General features: G+C 60.3%; 21 protein-coding genes and 3 pseudogenes. 10 read left to right on the top strand and 14 right to left on the bottom strand.

Going from position 1 to position 23640, the window contains the following annotated elements:
• Nucleotides 1-2 precede the first annotated feature (2 nt).
• Complete coding sequence (locus tag HB780_RS21565) at nt 3-1505, bottom strand: outer membrane beta-barrel protein (RefSeq protein ID WP_183696305.1); 1503 nt, start codon at nt 1503-1505, stop codon at nt 3-5.
• Nucleotides 1506-1682: 177 nt separating this feature from the next.
• Here HB780_RS21565 and HB780_RS21560 point away from each other — a divergent pair, with 177 nt between their 5' ends.
• Complete coding sequence (locus HB780_RS21560; RefSeq protein WP_183696302.1) at nt 1683-2678, top strand: KpsF/GutQ family sugar-phosphate isomerase; 996 nt, start codon at nt 1683-1685, stop codon at nt 2676-2678.
• Here HB780_RS21560 and HB780_RS21555 read toward each other — a convergent pair whose 3' ends face one another.
• Both HB780_RS21555 and HB780_RS21550 read right to left on the bottom strand, forming a co-directional pair.
• The gene (locus tag HB780_RS21555) at nt 2679-3137 is read right to left on the bottom strand and encodes an NfeD family protein (protein ID WP_007701076.1); all 459 of its coding nucleotides are present in this window, start codon (nt 3135-3137) and stop codon (nt 2679-2681) included.
• Between the two features lie 3 nt (nt 3138-3140).
• Entirely contained in the window at nt 3141-4157 is a 1017-nt protein-coding gene (locus HB780_RS21550; RefSeq protein WP_183696300.1) for an SPFH domain-containing protein, read from the bottom strand.
• Between HB780_RS21550 and HB780_RS21545 the strand changes: the two genes are divergently transcribed.
• Nucleotides 4135-4485 (top strand): hypothetical protein, encoded by a 351-nt coding sequence (locus tag HB780_RS21545; RefSeq protein WP_183696297.1) that lies wholly within the window; start codon nt 4135-4137, stop codon nt 4483-4485. The two genes, HB780_RS21550 and HB780_RS21545, sit on opposite strands and share 23 nt — an antisense overlap.
• 4 nt (nt 4486-4489) lie before the next feature.
• Complete coding sequence (locus HB780_RS21540; RefSeq protein ID WP_183696294.1) at nt 4490-5398, top strand: S1C family serine protease; 909 nt, start codon at nt 4490-4492, stop codon at nt 5396-5398.
• A 21-nt stretch (nt 5399-5419) separates the two neighbouring features.
• Here the strand turns inward: HB780_RS21540 and hemH are convergent, their stop codons facing one another.
• From hemH to HB780_RS21485, 11 genes are all read right to left on the bottom strand, one after another.
• Nucleotides 5420-6454 (bottom strand): ferrochelatase, encoded by a 1035-nt coding sequence (gene hemH / locus HB780_RS21535; RefSeq protein WP_183696291.1) that lies wholly within the window; start codon nt 6452-6454, stop codon nt 5420-5422.
• A 97-nt stretch (nt 6455-6551) separates the two neighbouring features.
• Nucleotides 6552-8597 carry a 5'-nucleotidase C-terminal domain-containing protein gene (locus HB780_RS21530; protein WP_183696288.1) on the bottom strand — a complete coding sequence of 682 codons (2046 nt, stop codon included), beginning with the start codon at nt 8595-8597 and terminating at the stop codon, nt 6552-6554.
• Nucleotides 8598-8745: 148 nt separating this feature from the next.
• Nucleotides 8746-9057: a hypothetical protein gene (locus HB780_RS21525; RefSeq protein WP_435693915.1), complete on the bottom strand. Its 312-nt coding sequence runs from the start codon at nt 9055-9057 to the stop codon at nt 8746-8748.
• 37 nt (nt 9058-9094) lie between these two features.
• Nucleotides 9095-9481, bottom strand: coding sequence for an outer membrane lipoprotein Omp10 (locus HB780_RS21520; RefSeq protein ID WP_183696283.1), 387 nt, complete (start codon nt 9479-9481; stop codon nt 9095-9097).
• A 182-nt stretch (nt 9482-9663) separates the two neighbouring features.
• Complete coding sequence (locus tag HB780_RS21515) at nt 9664-11115, bottom strand: homospermidine synthase (RefSeq protein ID WP_183696280.1); 1452 nt, start codon at nt 11113-11115, stop codon at nt 9664-9666.
• A gap of 192 nt (nt 11116-11307) precedes the next feature.
• Complete coding sequence (locus HB780_RS21510; protein WP_183696277.1) at nt 11308-12201, bottom strand: heme-dependent oxidative N-demethylase family protein; 894 nt, start codon at nt 12199-12201, stop codon at nt 11308-11310.
• Nucleotides 12202-12210: 9 nt separating this feature from the next.
• Nucleotides 12211-12579: a nuclear transport factor 2 family protein gene (locus HB780_RS21505; RefSeq protein WP_183696274.1), complete on the bottom strand. Its 369-nt coding sequence runs from the start codon at nt 12577-12579 to the stop codon at nt 12211-12213.
• Between the two features lie 10 nt (nt 12580-12589).
• Nucleotides 12590-12874: a YciI family protein gene (locus HB780_RS21500; RefSeq protein WP_183696271.1), complete on the bottom strand. Its 285-nt coding sequence runs from the start codon at nt 12872-12874 to the stop codon at nt 12590-12592.
• Between the two features lie 4 nt (nt 12875-12878).
• Complete coding sequence (locus HB780_RS21495) at nt 12879-13520, bottom strand: aminotransferase class IV family protein (RefSeq protein ID WP_183696268.1); 642 nt, start codon at nt 13518-13520, stop codon at nt 12879-12881.
• Entirely contained in the window at nt 13505-14665 is a 1161-nt protein-coding gene (locus HB780_RS21490; protein ID WP_183697345.1) for an aminodeoxychorismate synthase component I, read from the bottom strand. The genes HB780_RS21495 and HB780_RS21490 overlap by 16 nt, the downstream gene beginning before the upstream one ends.
• Nucleotides 14666-14688: 23 nt before the next feature.
• Nucleotides 14689-16545 (bottom strand): M3 family oligoendopeptidase, encoded by a 1857-nt coding sequence (locus HB780_RS21485; protein WP_183696265.1) that lies wholly within the window; start codon nt 16543-16545, stop codon nt 14689-14691.
• Nucleotides 16546-16766: 221 nt separating this feature from the next.
• Here HB780_RS21485 and HB780_RS21480 point away from each other — a divergent pair.
• The 7 genes and pseudogenes from HB780_RS21480 to HB780_RS21455 form a co-directional block, all read left to right on the top strand.
• Nucleotides 16767-18018 (top strand): annotated as a pseudogene (locus tag HB780_RS21480) (sigma-54-dependent transcriptional regulator); the annotation flags it as partial.
• A gap of 140 nt (nt 18019-18158) precedes the next feature.
• Nucleotides 18159-18350 (top strand): annotated as a pseudogene (locus tag HB780_RS33530) (helix-turn-helix domain-containing protein); the annotation flags it as partial.
• A 174-nt stretch (nt 18351-18524) separates the two neighbouring features.
• The gene (locus HB780_RS21475) at nt 18525-20453 is read left to right on the top strand and encodes a peptidoglycan L,D-endopeptidase MepK (protein ID WP_183696259.1); all 1929 of its coding nucleotides are present in this window, start codon (nt 18525-18527) and stop codon (nt 20451-20453) included.
• 138 nt (nt 20454-20591) lie between these two features.
• The gene (locus HB780_RS21470) at nt 20592-21194 is read left to right on the top strand and encodes a phosphoribosylglycinamide formyltransferase (RefSeq protein WP_183696256.1); all 603 of its coding nucleotides are present in this window, start codon (nt 20592-20594) and stop codon (nt 21192-21194) included.
• 136 nt (nt 21195-21330) lie between these two features.
• On the top strand, nt 21331-21945 hold the full coding sequence (locus tag HB780_RS21465) for a glycosyltransferase family 29 protein (RefSeq protein ID WP_183697342.1): 615 nt from the start codon (nt 21331-21333) through the stop codon (nt 21943-21945).
• 137 nt (nt 21946-22082) lie between these two features.
• Complete coding sequence (locus tag HB780_RS21460; protein WP_286203160.1) at nt 22083-22919, top strand: glycosyltransferase family 25 protein; 837 nt, start codon at nt 22083-22085, stop codon at nt 22917-22919.
• Nucleotides 22920-22930: 11 nt separating this feature from the next.
• Nucleotides 22931-23631, top strand: a pseudogene (locus tag HB780_RS21455) (polysaccharide deacetylase family protein).
• Nucleotides 23632-23640: the final 9 nt, after the last annotated feature.

The following is a 23640-nucleotide window of genomic DNA, read 5'->3' as shown; positions in this document are numbered from 1 at the left end:
AACTACCTCTTCACCGTCAATCCCACGCCCGCCTGGACCTGCCGCGTATCGTCGCCCGTCTTTCGGGACGTCAGCTGGTAGCCGACGTTGCTGGTGAGATCGAGGTAGCGGTTGATGCCCCAGGTGAAGCCGAGAGCGGCGTCATATTCCGTCTCGTCGGCGAAGGTGCTGTCGGAGGGATAGTTACGCCAGATCGTGCCGCCGGTCAGCTTGGCGGTGAGGTCGTCGCGTAGCTGGTGGCTCAAGGTGCTGGTGAGCTGATAGGCGGTATAGCCGCTTTCGCTCGCCGTCGTGGAGGGCTGCACCGTGGTCGCAAGGCCTATGCTGACATCGGTGCCGCGTTGCGGCGACCAGGCGAGCTTGCCGTCGATGGTCGGCGAATCGATTGCGGCGAGCCGCGAATCATCGAATTCCGTGTGTTGATAGCCGAAGCCGAGTTCACCCTTCATCTTTTCGCCGAGGTCGAGCTCGACGCCTGCCTTGCCACCGAAGCTCTGGTTCGAGCGGGCATAGCCGTTGCTGTCATGCGACTGATCGTAGACGGCGAGACCTAGGTCTGCTTCGAGAAAGGGGATGAGGGCGGGTGACAGCTCGTAGCCGATACGCCCGCGCCAGGTGCCGGCCGTCTGGTTGCGGTCGCTGAGCGTTACCGGCGTTCCATCTGACAGCACGGCGTCGGAATAGACGGTGCGGGTCAATGCCACGGCTGTCGTGCCACGCAGCACGCCGAAATCACGCTCCAGCGAGAGGCCGGTGTTGAATTGGTTGACGGCCGATTGCTTCGAGGCGTTGGCGATGGCATTCGGATCGCTGGTATCCTCGCGATAGAATTGATAGCCGGCGGTGATGTGGGCGATGGTATCGGCGGGAAGGTCGAGGCGCAGATCGGCGTTGAGATTGACGGTCGGTTGCTCCGCGCCGCTGCCACTAAAGTTTTTCTGCCAGATGCCCTCGCCGGTGATGGTCAGCGCATGGCGGTCCCAATCCGAGGTCAGCGTGCTGCGCAAATCGGTTTGCAGGAAGCTGCGGTCGTCATTGGTGGAGCCGGTGCGGTTGCGCTCGACATTGACGGACTGGTTGATGGAGGGGCGCAGGGTAAAGGTGCCGAGCGGTATGCCCTGCGCGTCCGCGCGGTCCGGATATTGCCGCGCCCTCAGATCGTTGACGCCGGTTTCGCGCAGATTGACGCGGCGCAGATCGTCGTCGAGGGTCGAGCCCGTTGTCGTCGGATCGATGCTGCCGAGCCGCAGGCGGGCATTGAGTGGCGCGTCCGTATCCGTCGAATTCTGTTTTGCCGCTTTCGTTGTTTTCGATTTGGCGGATGTTTTGGCCGTGCCAGGCAGATCGAGGCTGTCGGTGTCGGCTGATCCTGCCTGGCTGGTGTCGGCCGACTGCGCATGGACCGGTATCGGCATGGCAAATACGCCCCAGCCCAGCAGAGCGGATGCAGCGCATGCCGTCAGCCGGAGGGAGCGTCCACCCGCCTTGTTGTTGCCGATGTCCATTTGATCCTATGTCTGATCTTACTGGAAATACCTTAAACTCTTACCCAATTCTAAAGCCTCATGGTTAACGCTTCCTTGCCAAGAAAAGATAAGGAGCAGGGGAAGAGAGGCTTGGTGCTTGCTGCGCGAAAACGATCGCAGGTGGACAGAAATAAAGAAAAGCGGTAGGCCTCCGTCATGAATAAGAGAGCAGTGAAATTCATCGAGAACGGCGCCATCGAGTCTGCGATGCGGACGATCGAGACCGAAAGACGAGGCCTGGAAGCGCTTGAACGGTCTTTAGCCGATGGTTTGGCCGAGCCTTTCAGCCGTGCGGTCGAGATCATCGGCGGTATCGACGGGCGTGTCATCATCACCGGCGTTGGCAAGAGCGGCCATATCGGCAACAAGCTCGCCGCCTCCTTCGCCTCCACGGGAACGCCGTCTTTCTTCGTGCATCCGGTCGAAGCCAATCACGGCGATCTCGGCATGATCACCCAGGACGATGTCATCATCGCCATATCATGGGGCGGTGAAAGTGCCGAGTTGCGCGGTATCATCAGCTATTCCCGCCGTTTCTCGATCCCGATGATCGCGATCACCGCGGGCGAGACCTCGACGCTGGCGCGTGAATCCGACGTGGTTCTGTTGCTGCCCAAGGAGCAGGAGGCCTGCCCGCATGGATTGGCGCCGACGACATCGACGCTGTTGCAGCTTGCGATCGGTGATGCGCTTGTCGTGGCGCTACTGGAAGCGCGGGGCTTTACCGCCGACGATTTCCGCACCTTCCATCCGGGTGGCAAGCTCGGCGCGAGCCTGTCGCATGTGGTCGATATCATGCACAAGGGCGATCGCGTTCCGCTGGTCAATCTCGGCACGGGCATGCAAGAGGCGGCGATGACGCTCTCGAATATGCGTTTCGGCTGCGTCGGCGTGATCGATGACGACGGCTGCCTTTGCGGCATCATTACCGATGGCGATATCGCCCGCAATCTCGGCCGCAGCCTGGCGGAGATGCGGGTGGACGAGGTGATGACGCGCAATCCGAAGACGGTGAAGGAAACGACGTTGGCAACCGGGGCGATGGCATTGCTCAACCGTTACAATATCTCGGCCTTGATGGTTGTCGACGAAACCAAGCGACCGATCGGCATCGTCCATTTCCACGACCTGCTGCGGATCGGCGTCGCCTGATCAGGCGGCCTCGACGGTCAGGTCGCGCCCGTTGCTGGCGACGACCTTGACGCGGGTGCCGGCCGGCAGATCCGGCCCGGCCACGATCCAATAGGTATCCTCCAGACGGATGCGGCCGCGGCCCTCGATGATCGGCTCGGCAAGCGTTGCCGTGCGACCGACGAGGCTGGCGCTGCGCTGGTTGAGAAACGGCTCGTCCGTTGCCTGGCTGTTATTATAGACATAGTGACGGCCGAGCAGGGTGACGATGACGGCGGATGCCGCGAAGATCAGCCATTGCACCTGCCAGACCCAGAAGGCGCTATCCCAGAAGAGCAGCGACAGCGCGCCGACGATAATGCCGGCAAGGCCGACCCAGATCAGGAAGAAGCCCGGCAATACGAGCTCGGCGGCGAGCAGTACCAGTCCTAGTACCCACCAGCTCCATGGGCCGAGTTGAACGACGAGATTGTCGAACATGGATCAGCTCTCCCGCGGCGCCAGCGGATTGATGGACGGCGTCGTGCGTGGCGGGCCGGGACGCGGACGCGGGGGCTGCGGTGAAGCGCTGCCGTCGCTGTTGTCACCGAAAACCTCGCGGGCGATTGCGCCGATGCCGGCAAGCGAGCCGATAATAGACGTCGCCTCCATCGGCATCAGCACGATCTTGGAATTGCCGGCGGTGCCGATCGCCGTCAGTGCCTCTGTGTATTTCTGCGCGATGAAATAGTTGATCGCCTGCACATTGCCCTCGGCAATCGCCTCGGAGACCACGCGGGTCGCCTTGGCTTCGGCTTCCGCCAGACGTTCGCGGGCCTCGGCGTTGCGGAAGGCGGCTTCGCGCTGGCCCTCGGCCTGGAGCACGGCCGATTGCTTCGCACCTTCGGCACGCAGGATTTGCGCGGCGCGCAAGCCCTCTGCTTCGAGAACCTGAGCGCGCTTTTCGCGCTCCGCCTTCATCTGCCGACCCATGGCGTCGACCAGATCCTTCGGCGGCTGAATGTCCTTGATCTCGACGCGGGTCACCTTGATGCCCCATGGCTCGACCGCGTTGTCGACAACGCGCAGCAGCCGTTCATTGATGGCGTCGCGATTGGACAGCAGCTCATCGAGATCCATCGAGCCCATGACAGAGCGGATGTTGGTCTTGGTGAGGTTGAGGATCGCACTTTCGAGATTGGTGATCTGATAGGCCGCCTGGGCCGCATTCAGCACCTGGAAGAAGGCGACGGCGTCGGTGGAAATGCTGGCATTGTCCTTGGTGATGACCTCCTGGGTCGGCACCGCCAGCACCTGTTCCATCACATTCATGCGCACGCCTAGCGTGTCGATGAAAGGTACGATCAGATTGAGGCCCGGTTCCAGTGTGCGGGTGTAGCGGCCGAAACGCTGGACCGTGTAACGATATCCCTGCGGCACGGTCTTGATCCCGGCAAACAGCACCAGGATGATCAAAACAACCAGGGCAATTACAAAGATGCTGAATCCACCGATCACCATAAAGTCCTCCATCGACGTTGCCCGCTCTCTGCGGGGTTACGTCATTCCCAAGCGTTGCTGCATCTCTGACGCCCACGGTCAAATGCGCCGCGAAGCAGCCCAATCAGATGTGGTGGGTTATCATGTTCTCGGCAAGGGTGAAATGGGCCAAACCATTCAACCTTTCGCGCGTCTTGGGGTTTCGGAATCGATCAAATCGGCGGTCAGGATATTCAATCTCGCCAAGGTCTTGTCTCCGGCACCGCATCTTCATACCTTAAGGGAAGGAAGATCTGGCTTAGCTGCGATGCAGCGTTCCGGGTCAAAGCATTGCGCATCAGCAGGGTGAAGCTATGAATATCGATAGGACCTTGCGGTCGGTCGTGGCCGTGCATTCCAAAATTCCGGAAGATGCCTTTACGGCGGGAGCGCTCGGTACGCGCCGTGAGGGCAGCGGCGTGGTCATCCGCAACAACGGGCTGGTGCTTACCATCGGCTATCTGATCACGGAGGCCGAGGAGGTTTGGCTGACGACCACTGACGGCCGTGTGATTCCCGCCCATGCGCTGGCCTATGATCAGGAAACCGGCTTCGGTCTGGTGCAGGCGCTCGGACGGCTGGATGTTCCCCCGCTGGATTTCGGCAACGTCGCCAAGGCCGAGATCGGCGATGCCGTCACGATGGCCGACGGTATCGGCCAGTTCGTGCAGGCAAACATCGTCGCCAAGCAGGAATTCGCGGGCTATTGGGAATATCTGCTCGATGAAGCGATTTTCGTCGCGCCCGCCCATCCGTCCTGGGGAGGTGCTGCCCTCATCGACGCCGACGGCAAGCTTCTGGGCATCGGCTCGCTACACCTACAGATGGCCGCCAAAAATGGCGGAAGCGCCGATATCAACATGGTCGTACCGATCGATCTGCTTGCCCCCATTCTCGATGACCTGCTCACTCGGGGCCAGGTCAACAAGCCGCCGAGGCCCTGGCTCGGGGCTTTCTCTGCCGAGAGCGACGGCGAGGTCGTGGTCATGAGCGTGTCCGAGGGCGGTCCCGCCGACCAGGCGGGCTTGCGCCGAGGCGATGTCATCTCCGAAATCCGTGATGACGAGGTTGACGGCCTTGCCGATTTCTACCGCAAGATATGGGAGAGCGGCTCCGCTGGAGCGGAAATCCCCATGCGGGTCCTGCGCAATGGCCGCGAGGCATGGCTAAGGGTCAAGTCGGCCGATCGCAGCAGTTTCCTGAGAAAGCCACATCTGCAATAAGGCGGCGCTGGGCCATTCAGATCAGGCCCAGCCCGACAGCTCCCGCCGCACTACCGTCTCCAGCACCCGCATGCCGTCTTCGCCGTCGTTGAGGCACGGGATATGCGTGAACTTCTCGCCGCCGTTGTGATGGAAGGATTCGGCCGCCTGTTCGGCGATTTCCTCAAGTGTTTCCAGGCAGTCGGAAACAAAGCCGGGGTTGAGGACGGCTATGCGCTTGGTGCCTTCCCTTGCAAGGCTCTCCACCGTCTTGTCGGTATAGGGCTGCAGCCATTCCTCCGGGCCGAAACGGGACTGGAAAGTGACCATGAACTGATCCTCGGCAAGACCGAGCTTTTCGCGTAGCAGACGGCCTGTTTTCTGACAGAAACAATAATACGGATCGCCCAGTTTGAAGTACGACATCGGTATGCCGTGGAAAGAGGCGAGGATTTTTTCGGGCTTCCAGTCGAGTGTTGAAAGATGCCGGGTCACGGAATTGGCAAGTGCCTCGATGTAGGTGTCGTCGTCATGGTATTGCGGTACGGTACGGATCGCCGGCTGCCAGCGCATCTTAGCCAGCTTCTCGAACGCCTTGTCATTGACGGTTGCCGTCGTTGCGGCAGCGTATTGCGGATACAGCGGAAAGAGTACGATGCGCTCGCAACCTTGATCCTTGAGAGTCTGGATGCGGTCGCCGATGGAGGGTTGGCCGTAACGCATGGCCCAATCGACGCAGATGTTGGGAAGATCGCGCAGGCGTTGGGCCATCAGGTCGGACTGATTGCGCGTATAGGTGCGAAGGTAGCTCTCGTTTTTTTCCTTGTTCCAGATCGTCTCGTAGGCCTTGCCGACTTTCTGCGGTCGAGTGTTGAGTACGATACCGAACAGGATCGGATACCATTTCCAGCGAGACCACTCGATGACGCGGCGGTCCGTCAGAAATTCACGCAGGTAGCGACGCATGGAGGAGTAATCGGTGCCATCAGGTGTTCCGAGGTTTACAAGCAGCACGCCAACCTTGCCGAATTTGACATTCGGGTGCTCGGGCGGAACGGCGCTCAGATCTGCTGTCATCGATTAAATTCCTTCTCGCGAAACGAAGCCCTCACATAGGAACAAAAGGCGGCCCGGAAAAGCCCGGACCGGCTAAGTCCTGCGAGACAAATCGTCCTTACTTGGCCGGAATCTTCAATTCCTCACCGACGAGAAGCCGGTGCGGCTTGAGATTACGGTTGGCCGCCAGGAGCTTGTGCCAGTCGTTGGCTTTGCCGTAATAGGTCTTGGCGATATCCCAAAGCGTGTCGCCGGCGACGATGACATGAGTGGTCGGTGTCTTTGGCGGTTCATTGGTTTGGGTTGCCGGGGCGACCGTCGTCGTTGCTGGAGCCGTTGCGGCTGGTGGGGTTGTTGTTGCCGCAGGAGCGGTTGCCGCCGGTGCGCTGGTGGCCGGCGCGGCGGTTGCGGGCGCCGATGCGGCGGGTGCTGGCGTGGCCGGCGCCGTGGTGGTCGCGGGTGCTGTGCCGGTATTCGCTGCCGCCGGAGCTGGCTTCTGATCCGGCGCGGCTGCCGGCTCCTGTGTCTGCGCAGGTTTTGCTGCCTCCGGCTGTGCGGCGGCGACCTGGCTTATGCGGCCGTCCGTGTAAGGCTTGTAAGGATTATGCGCGGCCAGATAGTCGGCCACCACGCCCGCCAGATCAGGGCCGAAGTCATAGGCGTTCTTGCCATTCTGCGCGAAGACGACATAGCCGTCGCCGCCGGCGCGCATGTAGTTGTTGCTGACGATGCCATAGGTCTTGTCGGGATCGAGCGGCGCGAATTCCGTGCCTTCCTGCACCGTGACGGAGACCAGGCGGCTGCCGGGTGGCTTGGATTTGTCGAAGCTATATTTGAGGCCGGAGACCTGCGGGAAGCGGCCGGCACCTTCGTCTATCTGGCTGAGACCGTTCTCCAGCGCCGTCTTCACTTCCGCACCCGTCAACTGGAAGGTGGCGACGGTGTTCTGGAATGGCAATACGGTCAGAACGCCGCCCATGCTGATGTCGCCGGCGCCGATCGAGGCGCGCAATCCGCCGCCGTTCTGGATGGCGATGCTGATGCCCTGTCCCTTCGTCCGCTCGAGAATGGCGTCGGCGACGAGGTTGCCCATGGAGCATTCCTGCACGCGGCAAACCTCACGGGCGGCTTCGATCGTGCCCTCGGAACTGCCGATCACCTTATGACGGAGTTCCTCGATCGGCTTGGCCATTTCCTGGACGCGGGCGGCGATCACAGGGTCGGGCTTGACTGAGGCGTCGAGCAGGATCGGATCGCCCTTGGCGTCCTTGACGGCGCCGTTGTCGTCGAAGGTGATGACGACGTCGCCGAGATATTTGCTGTAGGACGCGGCCTGGACGACCGGGACCTTATAGCCAGCGGGGTTGTCGACCATGGTCGGATAAGGGCCGGCGGCTTTCGGATCCGTGTTCGACAGCAGCGTATGCGAATGGCCGCCAACGACGACACTGACGCCGGCGATCTTGGCGATCTTTTCGACGTCACGCGGATAGCCGACATGGGTGAGCGCGATGATCTTGTTGACACCCTGCGACTTCAGCGCATCCACCTCGGCGCTGATCGCGGCGGCATCGTCGGTGATCTTGACATGCGGGCCGGGCGAGGAGAGTTCCGGCGTCTCACTGGTAACGGCGCCGACGATACCGATCTTCTGGCCGCCGATGTCGAGCACGATGGATTTCTTGATGCGGTCGCCGATTTTCGACTGGCCATCGACGACCATATTGGCGGTGACGACGGGGAATTTCGCCTTGTCGAGGAAAGCGGCCAGCGGCTCTTCGCCATCATCGAATTCGTGGTTGCCGACGGTCATGGCGTCGATCTTCATATCGTTGAGGAACTCGACCTCGGCCGCGCCCTTGTAGGTCGTATAGAACAGCGAGCCCTGGAAATTGTCGCCGGCATCGAGCACCAGGACATTCTGGCCGGCAAGGGCTGCGCGGCGTTGATCGATCATGGTTTTCATCCGCGCCGCGCCGCCGAAGCATTCGTTCTTGGCTTCTTCCGCAGCAGAGCAGGTGGTGTCGAATTTGTTGATCGACTCCACGCGGGAATGGAAGTCATTGAAGTGCAGAATGTTGAGCTGATAGTCCGCGAAAGCGGCGCTTGTGCTGAGCGCCAAGGCGGCTGTAGCCAACAGACCCACTCCGAAGGGCTTCGTCATCGTTCTCTCCTGTTGTTTTTCACAATCCGATCCGCCCGTTCCCTTGGCGGCTCCCCTGCCGCGATGTTTCCATCACGGCGGGACGAGCGCAAGCGAAAGCTGTTGGTTGATTAGGATTTTACAAATCCACAGGCGGGAGGCCGCGAGATCAGGCGCAGGCCTCGATTGAGGCGTCGCCATAGGCTTCCCGCACGGCGGCAATGACATTCCAGCCGATGGCGAGAGAGACGAACAGGCAGCAAAGCGCCGCGATGCGATGAAAGCGCCGGCTCTTGTCGCGATAGAGCAGGATCATGCCGCCAGCATAGAGCAGCAAGACCGGTATCGCGATGATCAGGACGCTCATCGGCCCGTCGCAATCGAGCGCGGTTATGCCTTGGGCCTTATAGCTATTGGCGGGAAGAATTACCGCCAGAATGGCGAACGGCAAGCCGATGATCAGGAGGATATAGAGCGCCATCCTGCGCATGCCGTCCTACCCGTCCGCGATGCCGGTCTCAGCCCTGGCGGTTGAGCGAGAAGTGTCCGCCGCCTTCAGCCGTGCAGTTAAGCTGGCTGGGGTTGGCCAGGAAGCAATTGACCTTGGAGCTGGTGCGCTTGACGTTCGAATACAGATTGATCTGAATCGTGCCCGACGGATCTGTCGAATAGGTTCCCGACGCCATCTGCGTATTCGTGCCGTCGGTCGTATGCGTCTCGAACCTGCCACCCGAAAATGACGAGCTCAGCCCGTTTGTGTCGCTCCAGTTGCCGTCCACCGTCGTTGTGCGCGGCTGTGCGCCCCCGCCCATGGTAACCGGTGGAGGGCGAGATCCGCCGAAGTCGACGCAGGCGGAGAGCGCTGCCGCGGCGGTGATTAGGGCAAGGCTGGACTTGATCTTCATAAATCTCTCCCGCGATAAAAGGCGGATTGGCGTCGTGGCGATTGCGAGAAACATGGCGCGACCATCTGTCGAAAGCAAGACTTCACGGCCTCATCACCTTGATTTATCTAGCGAGTGTAACAAAAATGCCCGCACGACCTGTGCGAGCATTTGAATTTTCGACTATGCAGATAATGCGTCGATCAGCGAACGAGGATGTTCTTGAACTGCCAAGGATCCTTGGTGTCGATATCTTCCGGGAACAGGCCAGGACGACCATCGAGCGGCGTCCAGTCGGTGTAGTGACCTTCAACCGGGCCGAGATAGGGCAGCTGCACTTCGAGGCAGCGCTTGTAGTCGATCTCGTCGGCTTCGACGATGCCGGCGGTCGGATTTTCGAGTGCCCAGACCATGCCGGCGAGAACGGCGGAGGTCACCTGCAGGCCGGTTGCGTTCTGGTAGGGAGCGATGCGGCGGGTCTCTTCGAGAGACAGGCGCGAACCGTACCAATAGGCGTTCTTGTCGTGGCCATAAAGCAACACGCCGAGTTCGTCGACGCCGTCTTCCAGCTCATGTTCGTCGAGGACGTGGTGAACCGGCTGCGGCGTGCCGCCATTGCCGAACATTTCGTGCAACGAGAGCACGGCGTCGTTGGCCGGATGGTAGGCATAATGGCAGGTCGGGCGGAAGGTAACGTCGCCGTCCTTGTCGCGGACCGTGAAGAAGTCGGCGATCGAGATCGATTCGTTATGCGTGACCAGGAAGCCGTATTGCGGACCCGGCGTCGGGCACCAGGTGCGGACGCGGGTGTTGGCGCCCGGCTGTTCGAGGTAGATGGCGGCCTTGGAGCCCTTCTTGTGCTTCTTGGCGTTCTTCGGCATCCACTCTTCATGCGTGCCCCAGCCGAGTTCGGCGGGCTGCAGGCCTTCGGAGATGAAGCCTTCGACGGACCATGTGTTCCAGAAGACGTTCAGCGGCTTCGGATGCTTGGTGCGCTGCGTGTCGCGTTCGGCGATGTGGATGCCCTTGACGCCGACCTTCTTCATCAGCTTGGCCCAGCCTTCGCGGTCATGCTGATCCGGCTCTTCGAACTTCACGCCGATGTCGTTGGCGAGGTTGACGAGCGCCTGCTTGACGAACCAGGAGACCATGCCCGGATTGGCGCCGCAGGTGGAAACGGCCGTGGTGCCGCCCGGGTTCTTCGCCTTTTCCTTGCGCATGGTTTCGCGCAGGGCGTAGTTGGTGCGGTCGGCATTCTTCAGGTTCTTGTCGAAATAGAAGCCGAGCCAAGGCTCGACGACGGTGTCGATGTAGAGCACGTCGAGCTTGCGGCAGAGCTTGACCAGGTCGAGCGAGCCGGTATCAACAGAGAGGTTGACGCAGAAGCCCTGACCGCCGCCTTCCGTCAGGAGCGGCTTCAGCAGCTCCTTGTAGTTTTCCTTGGTGACATGTTCCTTGATATGACGAACGCCGTGCTTCGCCAGGATTTCCATGTCGGCGGGCTCTTCGCGGGGGTCGATGACGACTATCCGGCTTTTGTCGAATTTGAAATGGCGCTCGATCAGGGGCAGGGTGCCGCGGCCGATGGAGCCAAAGCCGATCATCACGATCGGGCCGGTAATTTCGGCATATACCGGATATTTGTGTTTCGTCATTCTTGTCTCCTTCGAAAGGCAGGACGCCGTTCGGCCTATGAAATTCAATCAATGTTTGCGTGAAAACGCGAGATGGACGGCTCTAATCACAAATTGATGTCACAATAAAGAGCTCTCCGGGCTACGTCGGGGAAAGTCAATAGAATGGCACCATACACGCGGTTTGCGACGGGTTTGTTGCTTGTCGCATTCCTATATGCCGGCCAACACCCGCAATTGCTTCACCAACTCGGCTTTCTGATGGATCAGTCCCTTATACGCCGTCTGGTGTTCGTCCAATGCATCCAGTTGCGCGGCGAAGTTCGATGCGAGTTCCTGGGCTCTGGGGTGATGGGCGATCGCGGCGATCGGGTCGACATAGACGCGGATGGTGAAGAGAACATCGCCCGAGATCGGCAGCTTGCGCAGCGTCTGGCGCTCGACGCGAGCGAAGCGGGTTTCGAGGGTAGGCGCCGTGGTGACTGGCGGATGTTTGTGTTTTGAGGCCGAGAGAAACAGCTCATCTGTCATGTTCACCGACCAGTTCAGCCGCTCGACGGGCTGTGACTCCTGCAGATTGTCGAAGATGCGGGTGATCAGGGTGGCATTGCGGGTGCCCTCGCCGAAACCGGGCACATCGGCGTGGATCGCCTGCATCGGCCGTCCGAATTTCTCCTGAAGCGACCAAGAGGAGGGGAAGGCGACATGGCCGGCGACGAGATGCCAGCCGTCGGCCTTGCGGCGCATGATGACGAGATCGTCGGCGACCAGCGAGCCGGCCTTCAGAAGCGGCGGAAGCGAGGCGTCGGCGAGATCGACTGAATGACCGTCGGCCTTGACGATATCGCCGTCGCGGCGATGGATGGCCGGATGCTGTTCGCAGAGATAGGCCGTGAGCAGGTCGAGCGCCTCTTGCTGTGCGTCCTGCGTATTATCCTCGGCAACGAAAATCTCGCTCAGATAATCGCGGAAGAGACGCTGCTTCTCATCGAGATAGCGCCCGAGATCGGCATCCGGCTCGATCCAGCGGGTGAGATCCAACGGCACGAGGCCGATGGTGAAGGGTTTTGCGGAGCCGTCATAGGGTGTGTAGGTCAGTTGTGTCATGGATAAAGCTTATCGCGTCAGCGTTCCCTGATGGAAGAGCATCCGCCAACATCCGTCCGCCTCCAGCCGCCAGATCGAACTTCTGAGTGATCGGACAGTGGGCTTGTCGGGAGATGTGCGGGTGGCCCGATAGGTGACGAGAGCGATACCGTCGGACAGCTGGCTGACATGGAAGTCCTCAAGTGTCCGCAGGGCGGTATCCCCCGGGTCTGCCGGAAGCTGGGTCAGGATGTCTTCCAGGTCGAAGAGCCGGCCGGAGCTGCCGATTTCGCGGAACTCCGTGCAGAGCAGTTCCGCCAATGCTTGCCGCGAGCCGCGCACAGCCGGGTCGAAGAGCCTTTCTTCCAGATCTTTCAAATGTGAATGCAGATCGTCCATCGGGCTTTTCTCAGCTTTTCAATGCCTCCAGCCCTTCGGTCACGGTCGTCAGGGCGATTTCCGTGACCTCGTAGGCAGCGACACCGTGGATGGTGAAGGGATCGGCGGCGACATAGGCTTCGAGTTCGGCGCGATCACCGCGGGCGAAGATGATGCCGCCGGTGCGCGGCACCTTGCGGCCGGAGGCGAGGAACCAGCCCTTGGCATAGCCTTCCTTCACCCAGGCCATATGCGGCTCCATGTACTTGTCGGCTTCGTCATTGCCCTTGAGGTAGGTCAGCGAAAGGATGAGCATTGCGTCAATTCCATAGGAGTTGCACGCGGATCAGACCGCGCAGGGAGTTTCCGACATAAAGCGTGGCTTTTTCCAGATCGTCCACCTTGATCCTGCCAACGCGGGCCTTACGCTGGCAGATGAGCTCGGTGCGCAAGACGCCGGCGAGCAAGCCGCAAGAGATGGGCGGCGTTCGCAGGTGGCTCGAACCGTCATCGAGGAAGATCGAGGTGATGGTGCCTTCGCAGACTTCGCCTTTTTCATTCAGCAACAGAACTTCGTCTGCCTCCGCCTGTGGATATTCGGCACGAGCGGCTTCATAGACCGATCGGCGCGTGGTCTTGACGCGCAGCAGCGTGTCGGCGGAATCGATCCGGGTCTTGGCGATGCGGACGCGCCAGACGGTGTCGGGGCCGAGTGGCGTGAAAGCGGCGGTGGTGACATCGGTTTTCCCAGCGCGATCGAAGGTCAGGCGGACCCGCAACGGCGCGGTCGCGCCGGCGACGGCGGCGTCCAGTTTCGTCAATGCATCCTTCGGCGCGGGAAAGCCCAGCCGGCGAGCGGAGCGTTGCAGACGGGCGAGGTGCAGGCGCAGGCGCACGAAGCGGGTTTGCGGCTCGTAACGCAGCGTTTCGATCAGCGAAAAATCCTCTAGCGCTTGATCCATCGATCCCCCACGGCGAAGCGTGCCTTCAGGAGGCATTCTTCATATTCCGCTTCCGCCGTCGAATCGAAAACGATGCCGCCGCCGACATTGAAGATGGCGCGGCCGTCGTCGAATAGCGTGATGGTGCGGATCGCCACGGAAAAGCGCATGGCGCCCGTGGGAGAGATCATGCCGATCGCTCCGCAATAGGCGTCGCGCGGGCTGTCCTCGAGATCATGCAGGATTTCCATCGCCCGCATTTTCGGCGCGCCGGTGATCGAGCCGCAGGGGAAGAGCGCGGCGAAGATATCGCGGATGGTTATATCAGGGCGCAGCCTCGCCTGCACATGGCTGACCATCGTGTGCAGTGTCGGATAGGTCTCGATCTCGAAGAGTTTCGGCACGTCGAGCGTGCCGACCTCGGTGATGCGTGAGATATCGTTGCGCAGGAGATCGACGATCATGCGGTTTTCGGCCTGCGTCTTCTCATCGGCGAGCATGGCGCTGATGATTTCGGCATCCTCGGTAGCGTCTGCGCCGCGCCTGGCTGTGCCCTTCATCGGATGCGTCTCGATCCAGCCGCCTTCATCGGTGCGGAAGAAGAGTTCGGGTGAGCGGGACAGAATGATCGGCCCGCCGAGATCGACCAGCGCGCCGTACTTCACGGGCTGGCGCTCGATCAGCGACCAGAAGGCGGCCCTGGCATCACCGTTCCAACGCGCCGAGATCGGCATGCTGAGGTTCGCCTGATAGCAATCGCCCTGGCGGATATGCCCATGCAGGCGGTCGAATCTCTCTTTATATATGGGGAAGTTCCACGCAGCCGTCGCATCGGTCAGGAACTCCTGGTTTTCAAGGCGCTGCAACGGCTGGGCAAGGGGATGGCCGTCCGTTGCCGGAGCGTCGAAAACGCCGAAGCAGAGCAACGGCGTTTCGCGATTTTCCTCGGCAAAGAGCGCAAGTTTTTCCTCGAAGAGATGGCCGGCTTCATAGGCCATATGGCCCGCTAGCCATTTGCCTTCGGCCTTTGCCTGCTCCATCCGGTCGAGGGCATCGAAGAATTCCGCGCGCGTCCGTGCAACAATGATCTCCGCCGGCTCGGCGAAGATCATTACCTCTCCTGTGTTGTCGTCCCGGAAGAGGACGTAGGGTTGGGCATCGGCCATGCGCGGGTCTTCATCAATGTGCATCAAGCACTCGTATCAAGCGCCTCAAGCTCGTCGATCAGCCCTTCGATCATCGACAGTCCCTTGCTCCAGAACGACGGATCGGTGGCGTCGAGGCCGAAAGGCTTCAGAAGTTCCGAATGATGCTTGGTGCCGCCGGCCTTCAGCAGCTCGAAATACTTCGCCTGAAAGCCCTCTTCGGCATTCTGGTAGACGGCGTAGAGCGAGTTCACCAGGCAATCGCCGAAGGCGTAGGCATAGACATAGAAGGGCGAGTGGATGAAGTGGGGGATATAGGTCCAGTAGGTCTCGTAGCCCTCGGAAATCTTGATTGCCGGTCCGAGGCTTTCCGCCTGCACTGACAGCCACAGCTCGCCGATATCGTCGGAGGTCAGTTCGCCGTTCTTGCGGGCGGTATGCAGCTTGCGCTCGAATTCGTAGAAGGCGATCTGGCGCACGACCGTGTTGATCATGTCCTCGACCTTCTGGGCGAGCATCGCCTTGCGCTCGCGCTTGTCGGTGGTCTTGTCGAGCAGGGTGCGGAAGGTCAGCATCTCGCCGAAGACCGAGGCGGTTTCGGCCAGTGTCAACGGCGTCTGGCACATCAGCGCGCCCTGGCCGCCGGCCAGCACCTGATGCACGCCGTGGCCGAGTTCGTGGGCGAGCGTCATCACATCGCGCGGTTTGCCCATATAGTTGACGAGCACGTAAGGATGCGCGGAGGGCACGGTCGGATGGGCGAAGGCGCCCGGCGCCTTGCCGGGACGCACCGGCGCGTCGATCCATTCCTCATCGAAGAAGCGCTTGGCGATATCGGCCATTTCCGGGGCGAAATTGCCGTAGGCGGACAGCACGGTTTCCCTGGCCTCGGTCCAGGGGATCAGCGCGTTGGAGGTTTCCGGCAGCGGCGCGTTGCGGTCCCAGAAATTCATCTGCTCCATGCCGAGCCACTTGGCCTTCATCTTGTAATAGCGGTGCGAAAGGCGCGGATAGGCGTCGCGCACGGCGGCGGCCAATGCATCGACCACCTCGCGCTCGACGCGGTTGGCCAGATGGCGGCTGTCGGCGATGTCCTCGAAGCCACGCCAGCGATCGCCGATATCCTTATCCTTGGCGAGCGTATTGGTGATCAGCGTGAAGACACGCAGATTGGCCTTGAAGGTCGCGGTCAGCGCCACGGCCGCCTTGCGACGTACTTCAGGGTCCTTTTCCTGCAGCATGTTGAGGGTGACTTCCAGCGGCAGCTTCTCGCCGTCGACCTCGAAGCGCAACTCCGCCATGGTCTCGTCGAACAGGCGGTTGAAGGCGGCAGCGCTGGTCATGGATTTTTCCAGGAACAGCTGCTCCAGCTTGTCGTCGAGCTGGTAGGGCTTGTCCTTGCGCAGGTCGACGAGCCAGGGGCGGTAGTGGCCGGCGGCGGGGTCGTTCGCCATGCAGGCATCCACCACGGCATCGTCGATGCGGTTCAGTTCCAGCGCGAAGAACAGCAAATGGGCGGCATAGTCGGTCAGCCGCGTCTGCACGTCGCCATAGAGCTTGCCGTTGGCCGGATCGCTGGTGTTGGAGAAATAGGTGAGCCCGGCAAAGGAGCCGAGGCGGCCCATGATGTCGTCGAGGGCTTCAAATTCCTTCAGCGCCGCGCCGATGCCGGCGTCACCGCTCTTGGTCGCGGCGTCGGCAAGCTTGCCCTTCCATTTCTCCTCGAAGGCGATGGCCAGCTTGCCGGCCTTTTCCATGTCGCCGGTGAAAGCGGTGGAGGTGGCCGAGGGATAGAGGTCGCTGAGCTTCCAGGCGGGCAGATCCCCAAGCGCGGCATTGGTCGCGGCAGCGGCCGGGCCGGTGGAAAACTTAAGGGATGATTGGAGCGAGGTCGGGCTCATGGACAGTATTTCCTCTATTTTTCTTTTCGGAACGATCCGGTCTATCCGTGTCTATTCGGCCGAAAAGGCCGCGGCAAGGGCGGATTTTGGGTGGTCGGACAATGAAATCATAGGCGATGTTACATTCGACATAATGATTAAAATACGATGGTTTGGCAAAACTTCGTCTTCAAGCCTTTCTGCGAAGGTTCCCATCAGGTTTCGCATGAAGTGAGGCACCAATGACCATATTGAATAGCGCCAAGGGGGGCGCGCAGGTTCTCGTTGTTGAGGATGATCCGATCCAACGACGCCTGCTAAAAAATGCCATCGAGCGGCACGGACACGTTGCTCATCTGGCAGAGAATGGCCGCTTCGGCCTCGAGTTTCTGAAGCGTAATGGCGACCAGATCAATGTGATCGTGCTCGATCTCATGATGCCGGAGATGACCGGCCTCGAACTTCTGGGCGCCTTGAGCGACATGGGGACCGATATCCCCGTCATCGTGCAGACCGGGCAGGGCGGTATCGAAACCGTGGTGCAGGCCATGCGGGCCGGCGCCTTCGATTTCGTCGTCAAGCCGGTTTCGCCGGAACGGATAGGCGCGTCGATCGCCAATGCCCTGAAGCTCGATCAGCGCGAGGCCAAGGCCCGCGCCGGACGTAAATCGCGCTCGAATGCGATTAGCTTCGATGACATCGTCTCGGCGAGCCCGGCGATGATGCGGGTGCTCGATCTCGCCCATCGTGCTGCGCAATCGAATATTCCGGTGGTGCTGGAAGGCGAATCCGGCGTCGGCAAGGAACTGGTGGCCCGCGCCATCCAGGCGGCCAGTGACCGCGCCGGCAAGCCTTTCGTGACGGTCAATTGCGGCGCCATTCCGCATAATCTGGTCGAGAGCATTCTCTTCGGCCATGAGAAGGGTGCCTTCACCGGCGCCACCGAGCGGCATGTCGGCAAGTTCATGGAAGCGGACGGCGGCACGCTGTTCCTCGATGAGGTCGGCGATCTGCCGCTTGAGGTGCAGGTCAAGCTCCTGCGCGCCGTGCAGCAGGGCGAGATCGAGACGGTTGGCGCCCGCGTGGCGCAGAAGGTCAATGTCCGGCTGATCTCGGCCACTAACAAGGATCTGATCGAAGAGGTGAAGGCCGGGCGGTTCCGCGAGGATCTCTACTATCGCCTCAACGTCTTCCCGATCACCATGCCGGCACTGCGCCGCCGCAAGGAGGACATTCCGCACCTTGCTCGCGCCTTCGCCGATCGCTTTGCGTTCGAACAGAAGCTCGGTCATTCTCTGTCGATCAGCCATGGCGCGCTGGCACTGCTGACGGCCTATGACTGGCCTGGTAATATCCGCCAGCTCGAAAATGCGGTCTTCCGCGCGGTCGTGCTGTCGGAAGGGCCGGAGCTGCTGGAAACCGATTTCCCGCAGATCGCAGCGCAATTACCTGGCTATTTCGCTGGCGAGCATCCGACCTTAGTTGTGGATAATTCCGAGACCTACAGCGCCGACGCCGTCGCCGCGGACAGGTTTGAGCGCGGCTTGCGTGTCGCCTCGTCGGATGAAACTACAACCTCGCCGTTCTCGATTGTGGAGGCGTCCTCCGCCCAGACATCGGATAATGTCATCGTCAGCACCGACACCTCCGGCGATGTCAGAAAGCTTGCGGATGTCGAGGAAGAACTCATTCGGTTCGCTCTCAAATTCTATCGAGGACAAATGAGTCAGGTGGCAAGGAAGCTTGGAATCGGTCGCTCAACTCTCTATCGCAAGTTGAAAGACTATGGGATAGACCCGGATGACCCGCAAAAAAACGCGGCCTGATAACACTTTAACGTTTAGGCAAGCATATTTTGTTACCTGTCGTAAAGCACTTGTTAGTGCATCGTTCACCATGTATGAAGAGGGCGACGATGTGTGGCATTTTTGCCATCGTGTCACCGCAATTGACAGCCATTTGGAACACGATGCGACATTGTCTGTCGGACGGGGATCGAATTGCCGAATCTGAGTGGAAATACCAAGCCTAATAGCTTGAGCTGGCATTCTGCGTGCTCTGAGATATTTCGTAAGGTGGCCAAGGTTGTAGCCGTTGGCCTGCTGGCGATGGCTGTCTCCACTCCTGTTTTCGTTGGTTCGCCGTCGAAGGCGGGCGGGGAGACCCGTAGCCTCAAGATCTATTTCGTGCATACGGGCGAAAAGGCAGTCATCACGTACAAGCGTGACGGCAAGTTCGATCCGGCCGGTCTGGAGAAGCTGAACCGCATCCTGCGCGACTGGCGTAAAAACCAGCCGACCAAGATGAACCCGCATTTGTTCGACCTGATCTGGCAAGTCTACCGCGATAGCGGCTCCCATGAATTCATCAATGTCGTCTGCGGTTTCCGCTCGCCGGGAACCAACGAGATGCTGCGCACGCGCACGGCCCATACGGGCGTCGCCAAGAAGAGCCAGCATATGCTCGGCAATGCGATGGATTTCTATATTCCCGACGTGAAGCTGACCAAGCTGCGCGAAATAGGCATGAAGCTTCAGGTCGGCGGCGTCGGCTATTATCCGACCTCCGGATCGCCCTTCGTGCATATGGACGTCGGCGGCGTGCGCGCATGGCCGCGCATGGATCGCCAGGAACTTGTCCGTTTGTTCCCCGATGGCAAGACCATGCATATTCCGGCCGACGGTCGTCCGCTGCCGGGCTACCAGCAGGCAGTGGCGGATTATAAGCGCCGCATGTCGTCTGACGACATCCAGATCGCCAGCTCCTCGTCTCCGCGCCGTGGCTTCTTCGCCCGCTTGTTTGGCGGTGGCGCTGATGAGGAAGAGGACAATGCGGATACCGGTGCGCCGGCAGCGTCTGCCCCAACCACACTGGTTGCCAAGAACACTCAGCGGGCTCCTATAGCAACGGACGACGGCGACGACAGCCAGCCGGTGACGCAGCAGGTTGCCAGCGTCAATGCGCCTGTTCCGCAGGTTCGTCCGGCCTTCGGAAATCAGGCCGGCAGCGAGGTTGCTTCAGCTTTGATGTCGCCGCAGCGTAACGCCGCCCAGGATGCGCTTGCCGCCGCGATGCCGACGACGGATGATCAACAACAGCAATATGCCGATCTGCGCGACTATCGCGTTCCGGTTCCGGCCCTGCTCGATCGTCGCACGCCCGGCGATGCCGAAATGGCCTCCGCCGCATCTGACGTGACGGAACAGACGGTTGGCGTTCCGGTTCCGGTCGAGCGTCCCGAAATCGCCGAAAATCTGCTGGCTTCCGCCGATGCCGATCCGGATGCGATCGATGATGCGGCCGATCAGGGTACGCTTTCGCCTGCGATCGTTGCAGCGCTTGAACAGCGCCGCGCCGATCAGACGGGTGCGAATACAGGTGTTGCTGTCAATGCGGTCGCCAACGATGTTGCCTCCAAGGATGAGGTGTTGCCGGCGAATAGTGCCGTAGCCGACAATGATGCCGTGCGTGCCATTGCTGCCGTTCTGCCGCAGAAGAGGCCGGCGCAGCCGATGCCGATGCAGGTGGCGGCTCTTGCTCCGACTGCCAATGAAACCAAGGCTAGCCGCCGCCGCTTCAACGACAGCTTTGAAGTGATGGCGCCGCAGGAACGTTCGATTGCCGCTGGCGTCGCAACGAAGGGCGGCCGTCCAAACAAGCAGGATGCCGTGGTGGCCGATTCCGGCCGCGCTGCGGTGACTACTCCGCCGAAGTTGACGGACAAGATGATCTCGCAATGGGCGATCGCCAATGCCCGCGTCGAGATCGTCAATCGCCCGGTCAAGGCACCGCGCTTCGTCAGCCCGACGCTCCGCGCCCAGCCGACCGCCGTTTATACGGAAGGCTTCAAGGTGCAAACGGCCTCGATGGATCCTGAACGTTTCAGCGGCACGGCCGTGAACTTCCTGCAGGTCAAGAAATTCAATTAGGTCGAATAGTCGGGGCGGCTCCAATTCCTCGACAATGTTGAATGATAAATGAGATCGCTTGCAGCATGGCGCTGTGGGCGATTTTTTGCTCTCAACATCGAGGACGATGTTGAGAACACCGATTGAGCATAAACGCCGATGAAAACGCTTCGCATCGCAGCTCTTGCCTCGAACAATGGCTCATCCTTCCGCGCAATTGCTGACGCCATTGCCATCGGTCGTTTGAGCGCTTCTATTTCGCTTCTGGTCAGCAATCGCATAAATGCTCCTGCGTTCGACTATGCCAAAGCCCACCGTATCCCTGCCTTGTACATCCCGACAAAAGGGGTCGAAGCCGAAGCCGATGAGGTGCTTAAAGAAGCGCTTGTCGCCGCCGACACGGAGCTGGTCATCCTCTCGGGATATTTACGCAGGCTGGGTCCGAAGACCCTCTCAACCTTCGAGGGGAGAATCTTGAACGTTCACCCGGCGCTTCTACCGAGACATGGCGGAGCGGGCATGTATGGCAGAAAAGTACATCAAGCTGTTCTTGATGCGCGTGAGCCCGTGACCGGTGCTACGATCCATCTGGTGGACGCAGAATACGATCATGGCCGGATCATTGCCGCCACTGAAGTTCGCATAAATCCCTCGGACGACGTAGCAGCCATCGAGCGCCGGGTGATGCAGGCAGAAAACGATCTCTTCATCCAAACGGTGCAAAGAGTTGCGGTAGGCGAACTTTCGTTGCCATTGCAGTAAGGCAAGGCCAGGATCATTCTGCCCGGTTCGGGCGGAATGACGCTCCCGTCGCCTCTTGTGACTGTCGGAAACTTCATTCTTGGCTCATCAAGCGCTGTTAGTTCGTCACAGCGAAAGGGCTGGATATCCTCAATTGATACGCAAGACGGCTGTTATCATCGGCAATGGAACATTGCATCGCGATATCTCCGCGATCGTGGACGATGCGGAATTTGTCATGCGCTTCAACGAGCCGAATCTATCCGGTGGCATGGGCGGCACGCGCACGGATATGCTCTTGCTGGCGGCGTCGAGCAAGGCGATGCAGCGGCGATTGGTCGATCCGGCCTTTCTGGAGAGTGCTGCTTTCAAGGCCGTGAAAGAGGTGGTGCTGGTCTATCATCCGGGCATCATCCGCAAGTATCACCCCAAGCCGAATATCCTCTCGCGCATGAAGGGAAGGCGGGCGGATTGGTCGATGCAGGCGATCGAATTGATCGGTAGCGCGGGCAAGGAGATCCGTATCATGCCGCCGCAATTCTACCTTGACGGTTGCGTGGTCCTTGGGGTGTCAGGCCCCAGAATGCGCGAGGTCTTTCCGAGTACGGGATTTCTCGGCATTTGCTATGCTCTTTCCAAGTTTCCCGCAGACGAGTGGGATGTGAAACTATGCGGTTTTACCTGGGAGGGATGGAAGCGCCATGCCTGGCAGGACGAGCGCCGCTGGGTCGAGGACAGAATTGCGATTGGCCGTCTCAGCATGCTTGCCTAGGACGTCGCCATACGTGGGCGATCGGCCTGCACGGAAGCATTGAAAGTGTTGGTTTTCAGTTTCGCGTCAGGTTTGCCTAAGTTCGCCTTCATTCACGATTGCTACGGGGTCTCGGATACGACAGCGAGATCTCTTGGATGCAGAGCTATAAAATCGGCTTTTCGGCCGCCGCGCCGCTTGAAAGAGCCCATGCCGGGCTCGAGCTGGATCATGCTCCTTTGGGCACGATCAGCGCGCAGCTGGATCAGGCGAACATACGCGGCTTCATCATTCACTTGGATCGCGCGCGCGACCGCCTGCCCCAGGTGGAAAGGCTCGCGGCCATGCTTCCGGTTCGAAGTGAAGTGATCCAGGCCGTTGATGCAAGTGCTTTGCCTGACGTGGACATAGACCTCGTCTATCGTCGGAATTTGCACGAGCCGCGCTATCCCTTTGAGATGAGTGTCGGCGAGATCGCCTGTTTCCTCTCGCATCGCAAGGCATGGGCGGCGATCGTCGAGCAGGGTATTGATGCCGGCCTCGTGTTTGAAGATGACGTGGAGATCGACGCTTCGTTTCACGCCGCTTTTGCCGCTGCTCAAGCGTGTCTCACGCCGGGCGCTTTCATTCGCTTTCCCTTCCGGATGGGCAAGGAACATGGTGAGTGCGTTCTGACGCATGGTCAGGCCAGCGTCATCCAGCCCGGCCGCGTCGGTCTGGGCATGGTGGCGCAGCTCGTTAGTCGCGATGCCGCCATCCGGTTGCTGGCAGCGACGGCCTTGTTTGACCGCCCCGTCGACACCACCGTCCAGATGAGCTGGATGACCGGCCTGTCGCCCCTCGCTGTCCTGCCGGGCGGGGTGCATGAAATATCCGCGCAACTCGGCGGCAGCACCATCAAGCGCCGAAAGACCGTGTTCGAGAAACTTTCCAGAGAGATCCTGCGGCCGCTCTATCGTGCGAAAATCGCAATACGCTCCCGCCGCTCAAGCTGAGACCATACAAGTTGGCCGTTCCAATTCTCTTATATCATCAGATCGCGGTGCCGCCTTCGCGGCGCGCGCCTTTAGAAGCATGGCGGTGCATCCGGAGGCGTTCCATAGCCAGATGGCCTGGCTGAAAAGATTGGGAGTTCAGGGGCTCTCGCTGCGGGAAGCGCTTCCTTATATCCAGGGCGCCAAGACCGGCAAGGTTGCCGCCATCACCTTCGACGACAGCTACGCCAACGTCTACGAGAATGCCTTGCCCGTCTTGCAGGAGTTCGGCTTTACCGCCACGAATTTCGTGGTTGCCAATCAGGTCGGCGGCAGCAATATCTGGGATATTCCCAACGGCGTGGCGCGGGCGCCCTGCATGTCACTGGAACAACTGCGCAAGTGGGTGGCTCTCGGACACGAGGTCGGTTCGCATACGCTCGATCATGTGCATCTGCCACAATTGCCGATGCAGGAAGCACGCCGCCAGATCACCCATTCCCGGGAGCTGCTGGAGGACATGCTTGACGAGATCGTTTCTTCTTTCTGTTTCCCCTATGGCGATGAGATGCCGCTCGATCGGGTTCTTGCCTACGAGGCTGGCTACAGCGCGGCAACGACGACGCGACGCGGCAGGGCGGGGCAAAACCACGACCCCTTCGGCCTGCCGCGAGCCACGGTTCGCCGCAACGACAGCTGGCTCCATTTTATCAAGAAATGCATTGCCGGATAGACTTCGCGT

Origin of the sequence: Rhizobium lusitanum (assembly GCF_014189535.1) — a bacterium.
Lineage (GTDB): Bacteria > Pseudomonadota > Alphaproteobacteria > Rhizobiales > Rhizobiaceae > Rhizobium > Rhizobium lusitanum_C.
This window is presented reverse-complemented; position numbering and strand designations above follow the sequence as displayed.

Coding starts and splice junctions, on each gene's coding strand:
- HB780_RS21565 (WP_183696305.1), bottom strand. CDS start 1,505: ATGGACATCGGCAACAACAAGGCGGGTGGACGCTCCCTCCGGCTGACG.
- HB780_RS21560 (WP_183696302.1), top strand. CDS start 1,683: ATGAATAAGAGAGCAGTGAAATTCATCGAGAACGGCGCCATCGAGTCT.
- HB780_RS21555 (WP_007701076.1), bottom strand. CDS start 3,137: ATGTTCGACAATCTCGTCGTTCAACTCGGCCCATGGAGCTGGTGGGTA.
- HB780_RS21545 (WP_183696297.1), top strand. CDS start 4,135: ATGCTGAATCCACCGATCACCATAAAGTCCTCCATCGACGTTGCCCGC.
- HB780_RS21550 (WP_183696300.1), bottom strand. CDS start 4,157: ATGGTGATCGGTGGATTCAGCATCTTTGTAATTGCCCTGGTTGTTTTG.
- HB780_RS21540 (WP_183696294.1), top strand. CDS start 4,490: ATGAATATCGATAGGACCTTGCGGTCGGTCGTGGCCGTGCATTCCAAA.
- hemH (WP_183696291.1), bottom strand. CDS start 6,454: ATGACAGCAGATCTGAGCGCCGTTCCGCCCGAGCACCCGAATGTCAAA.
- HB780_RS21530 (WP_183696288.1), bottom strand. CDS start 8,597: ATGACGAAGCCCTTCGGAGTGGGTCTGTTGGCTACAGCCGCCTTGGCG.
- HB780_RS21525 (WP_435693915.1), bottom strand. CDS start 9,057: ATGGCGCTCTATATCCTCCTGATCATCGGCTTGCCGTTCGCCATTCTG.
- HB780_RS21520 (WP_183696283.1), bottom strand. CDS start 9,481: ATGAAGATCAAGTCCAGCCTTGCCCTAATCACCGCCGCGGCAGCGCTC.
- HB780_RS21515 (WP_183696280.1), bottom strand. CDS start 11,115: ATGACGAAACACAAATATCCGGTATATGCCGAAATTACCGGCCCGATC.
- HB780_RS21510 (WP_183696277.1), bottom strand. CDS start 12,201: ATGACACAACTGACCTACACACCCTATGACGGCTCCGCAAAACCCTTC.
- HB780_RS21505 (WP_183696274.1), bottom strand. CDS start 12,579: ATGGACGATCTGCATTCACATTTGAAAGATCTGGAAGAAAGGCTCTTC.
- HB780_RS21500 (WP_183696271.1), bottom strand. CDS start 12,874: ATGCTCATCCTTTCGCTGACCTACCTCAAGGGCAATGACGAAGCCGAC.
- HB780_RS21495 (WP_183696268.1), bottom strand. CDS start 13,520: ATGGATCAAGCGCTAGAGGATTTTTCGCTGATCGAAACGCTGCGTTAC.
- HB780_RS21490 (WP_183697345.1), bottom strand. CDS start 14,665: ATGGCCGATGCCCAACCCTACGTCCTCTTCCGGGACGACAACACAGGA.
- HB780_RS21485 (WP_183696265.1), bottom strand. CDS start 16,545: ATGAGCCCGACCTCGCTCCAATCATCCCTTAAGTTTTCCACCGGCCCG.
- HB780_RS21470 (WP_183696256.1), top strand. CDS start 20,592: ATGAAAACGCTTCGCATCGCAGCTCTTGCCTCGAACAATGGCTCATCC.
- HB780_RS21460 (WP_286203160.1), top strand. CDS start 22,083: ATGCAGAGCTATAAAATCGGCTTTTCGGCCGCCGCGCCGCTTGAAAGA.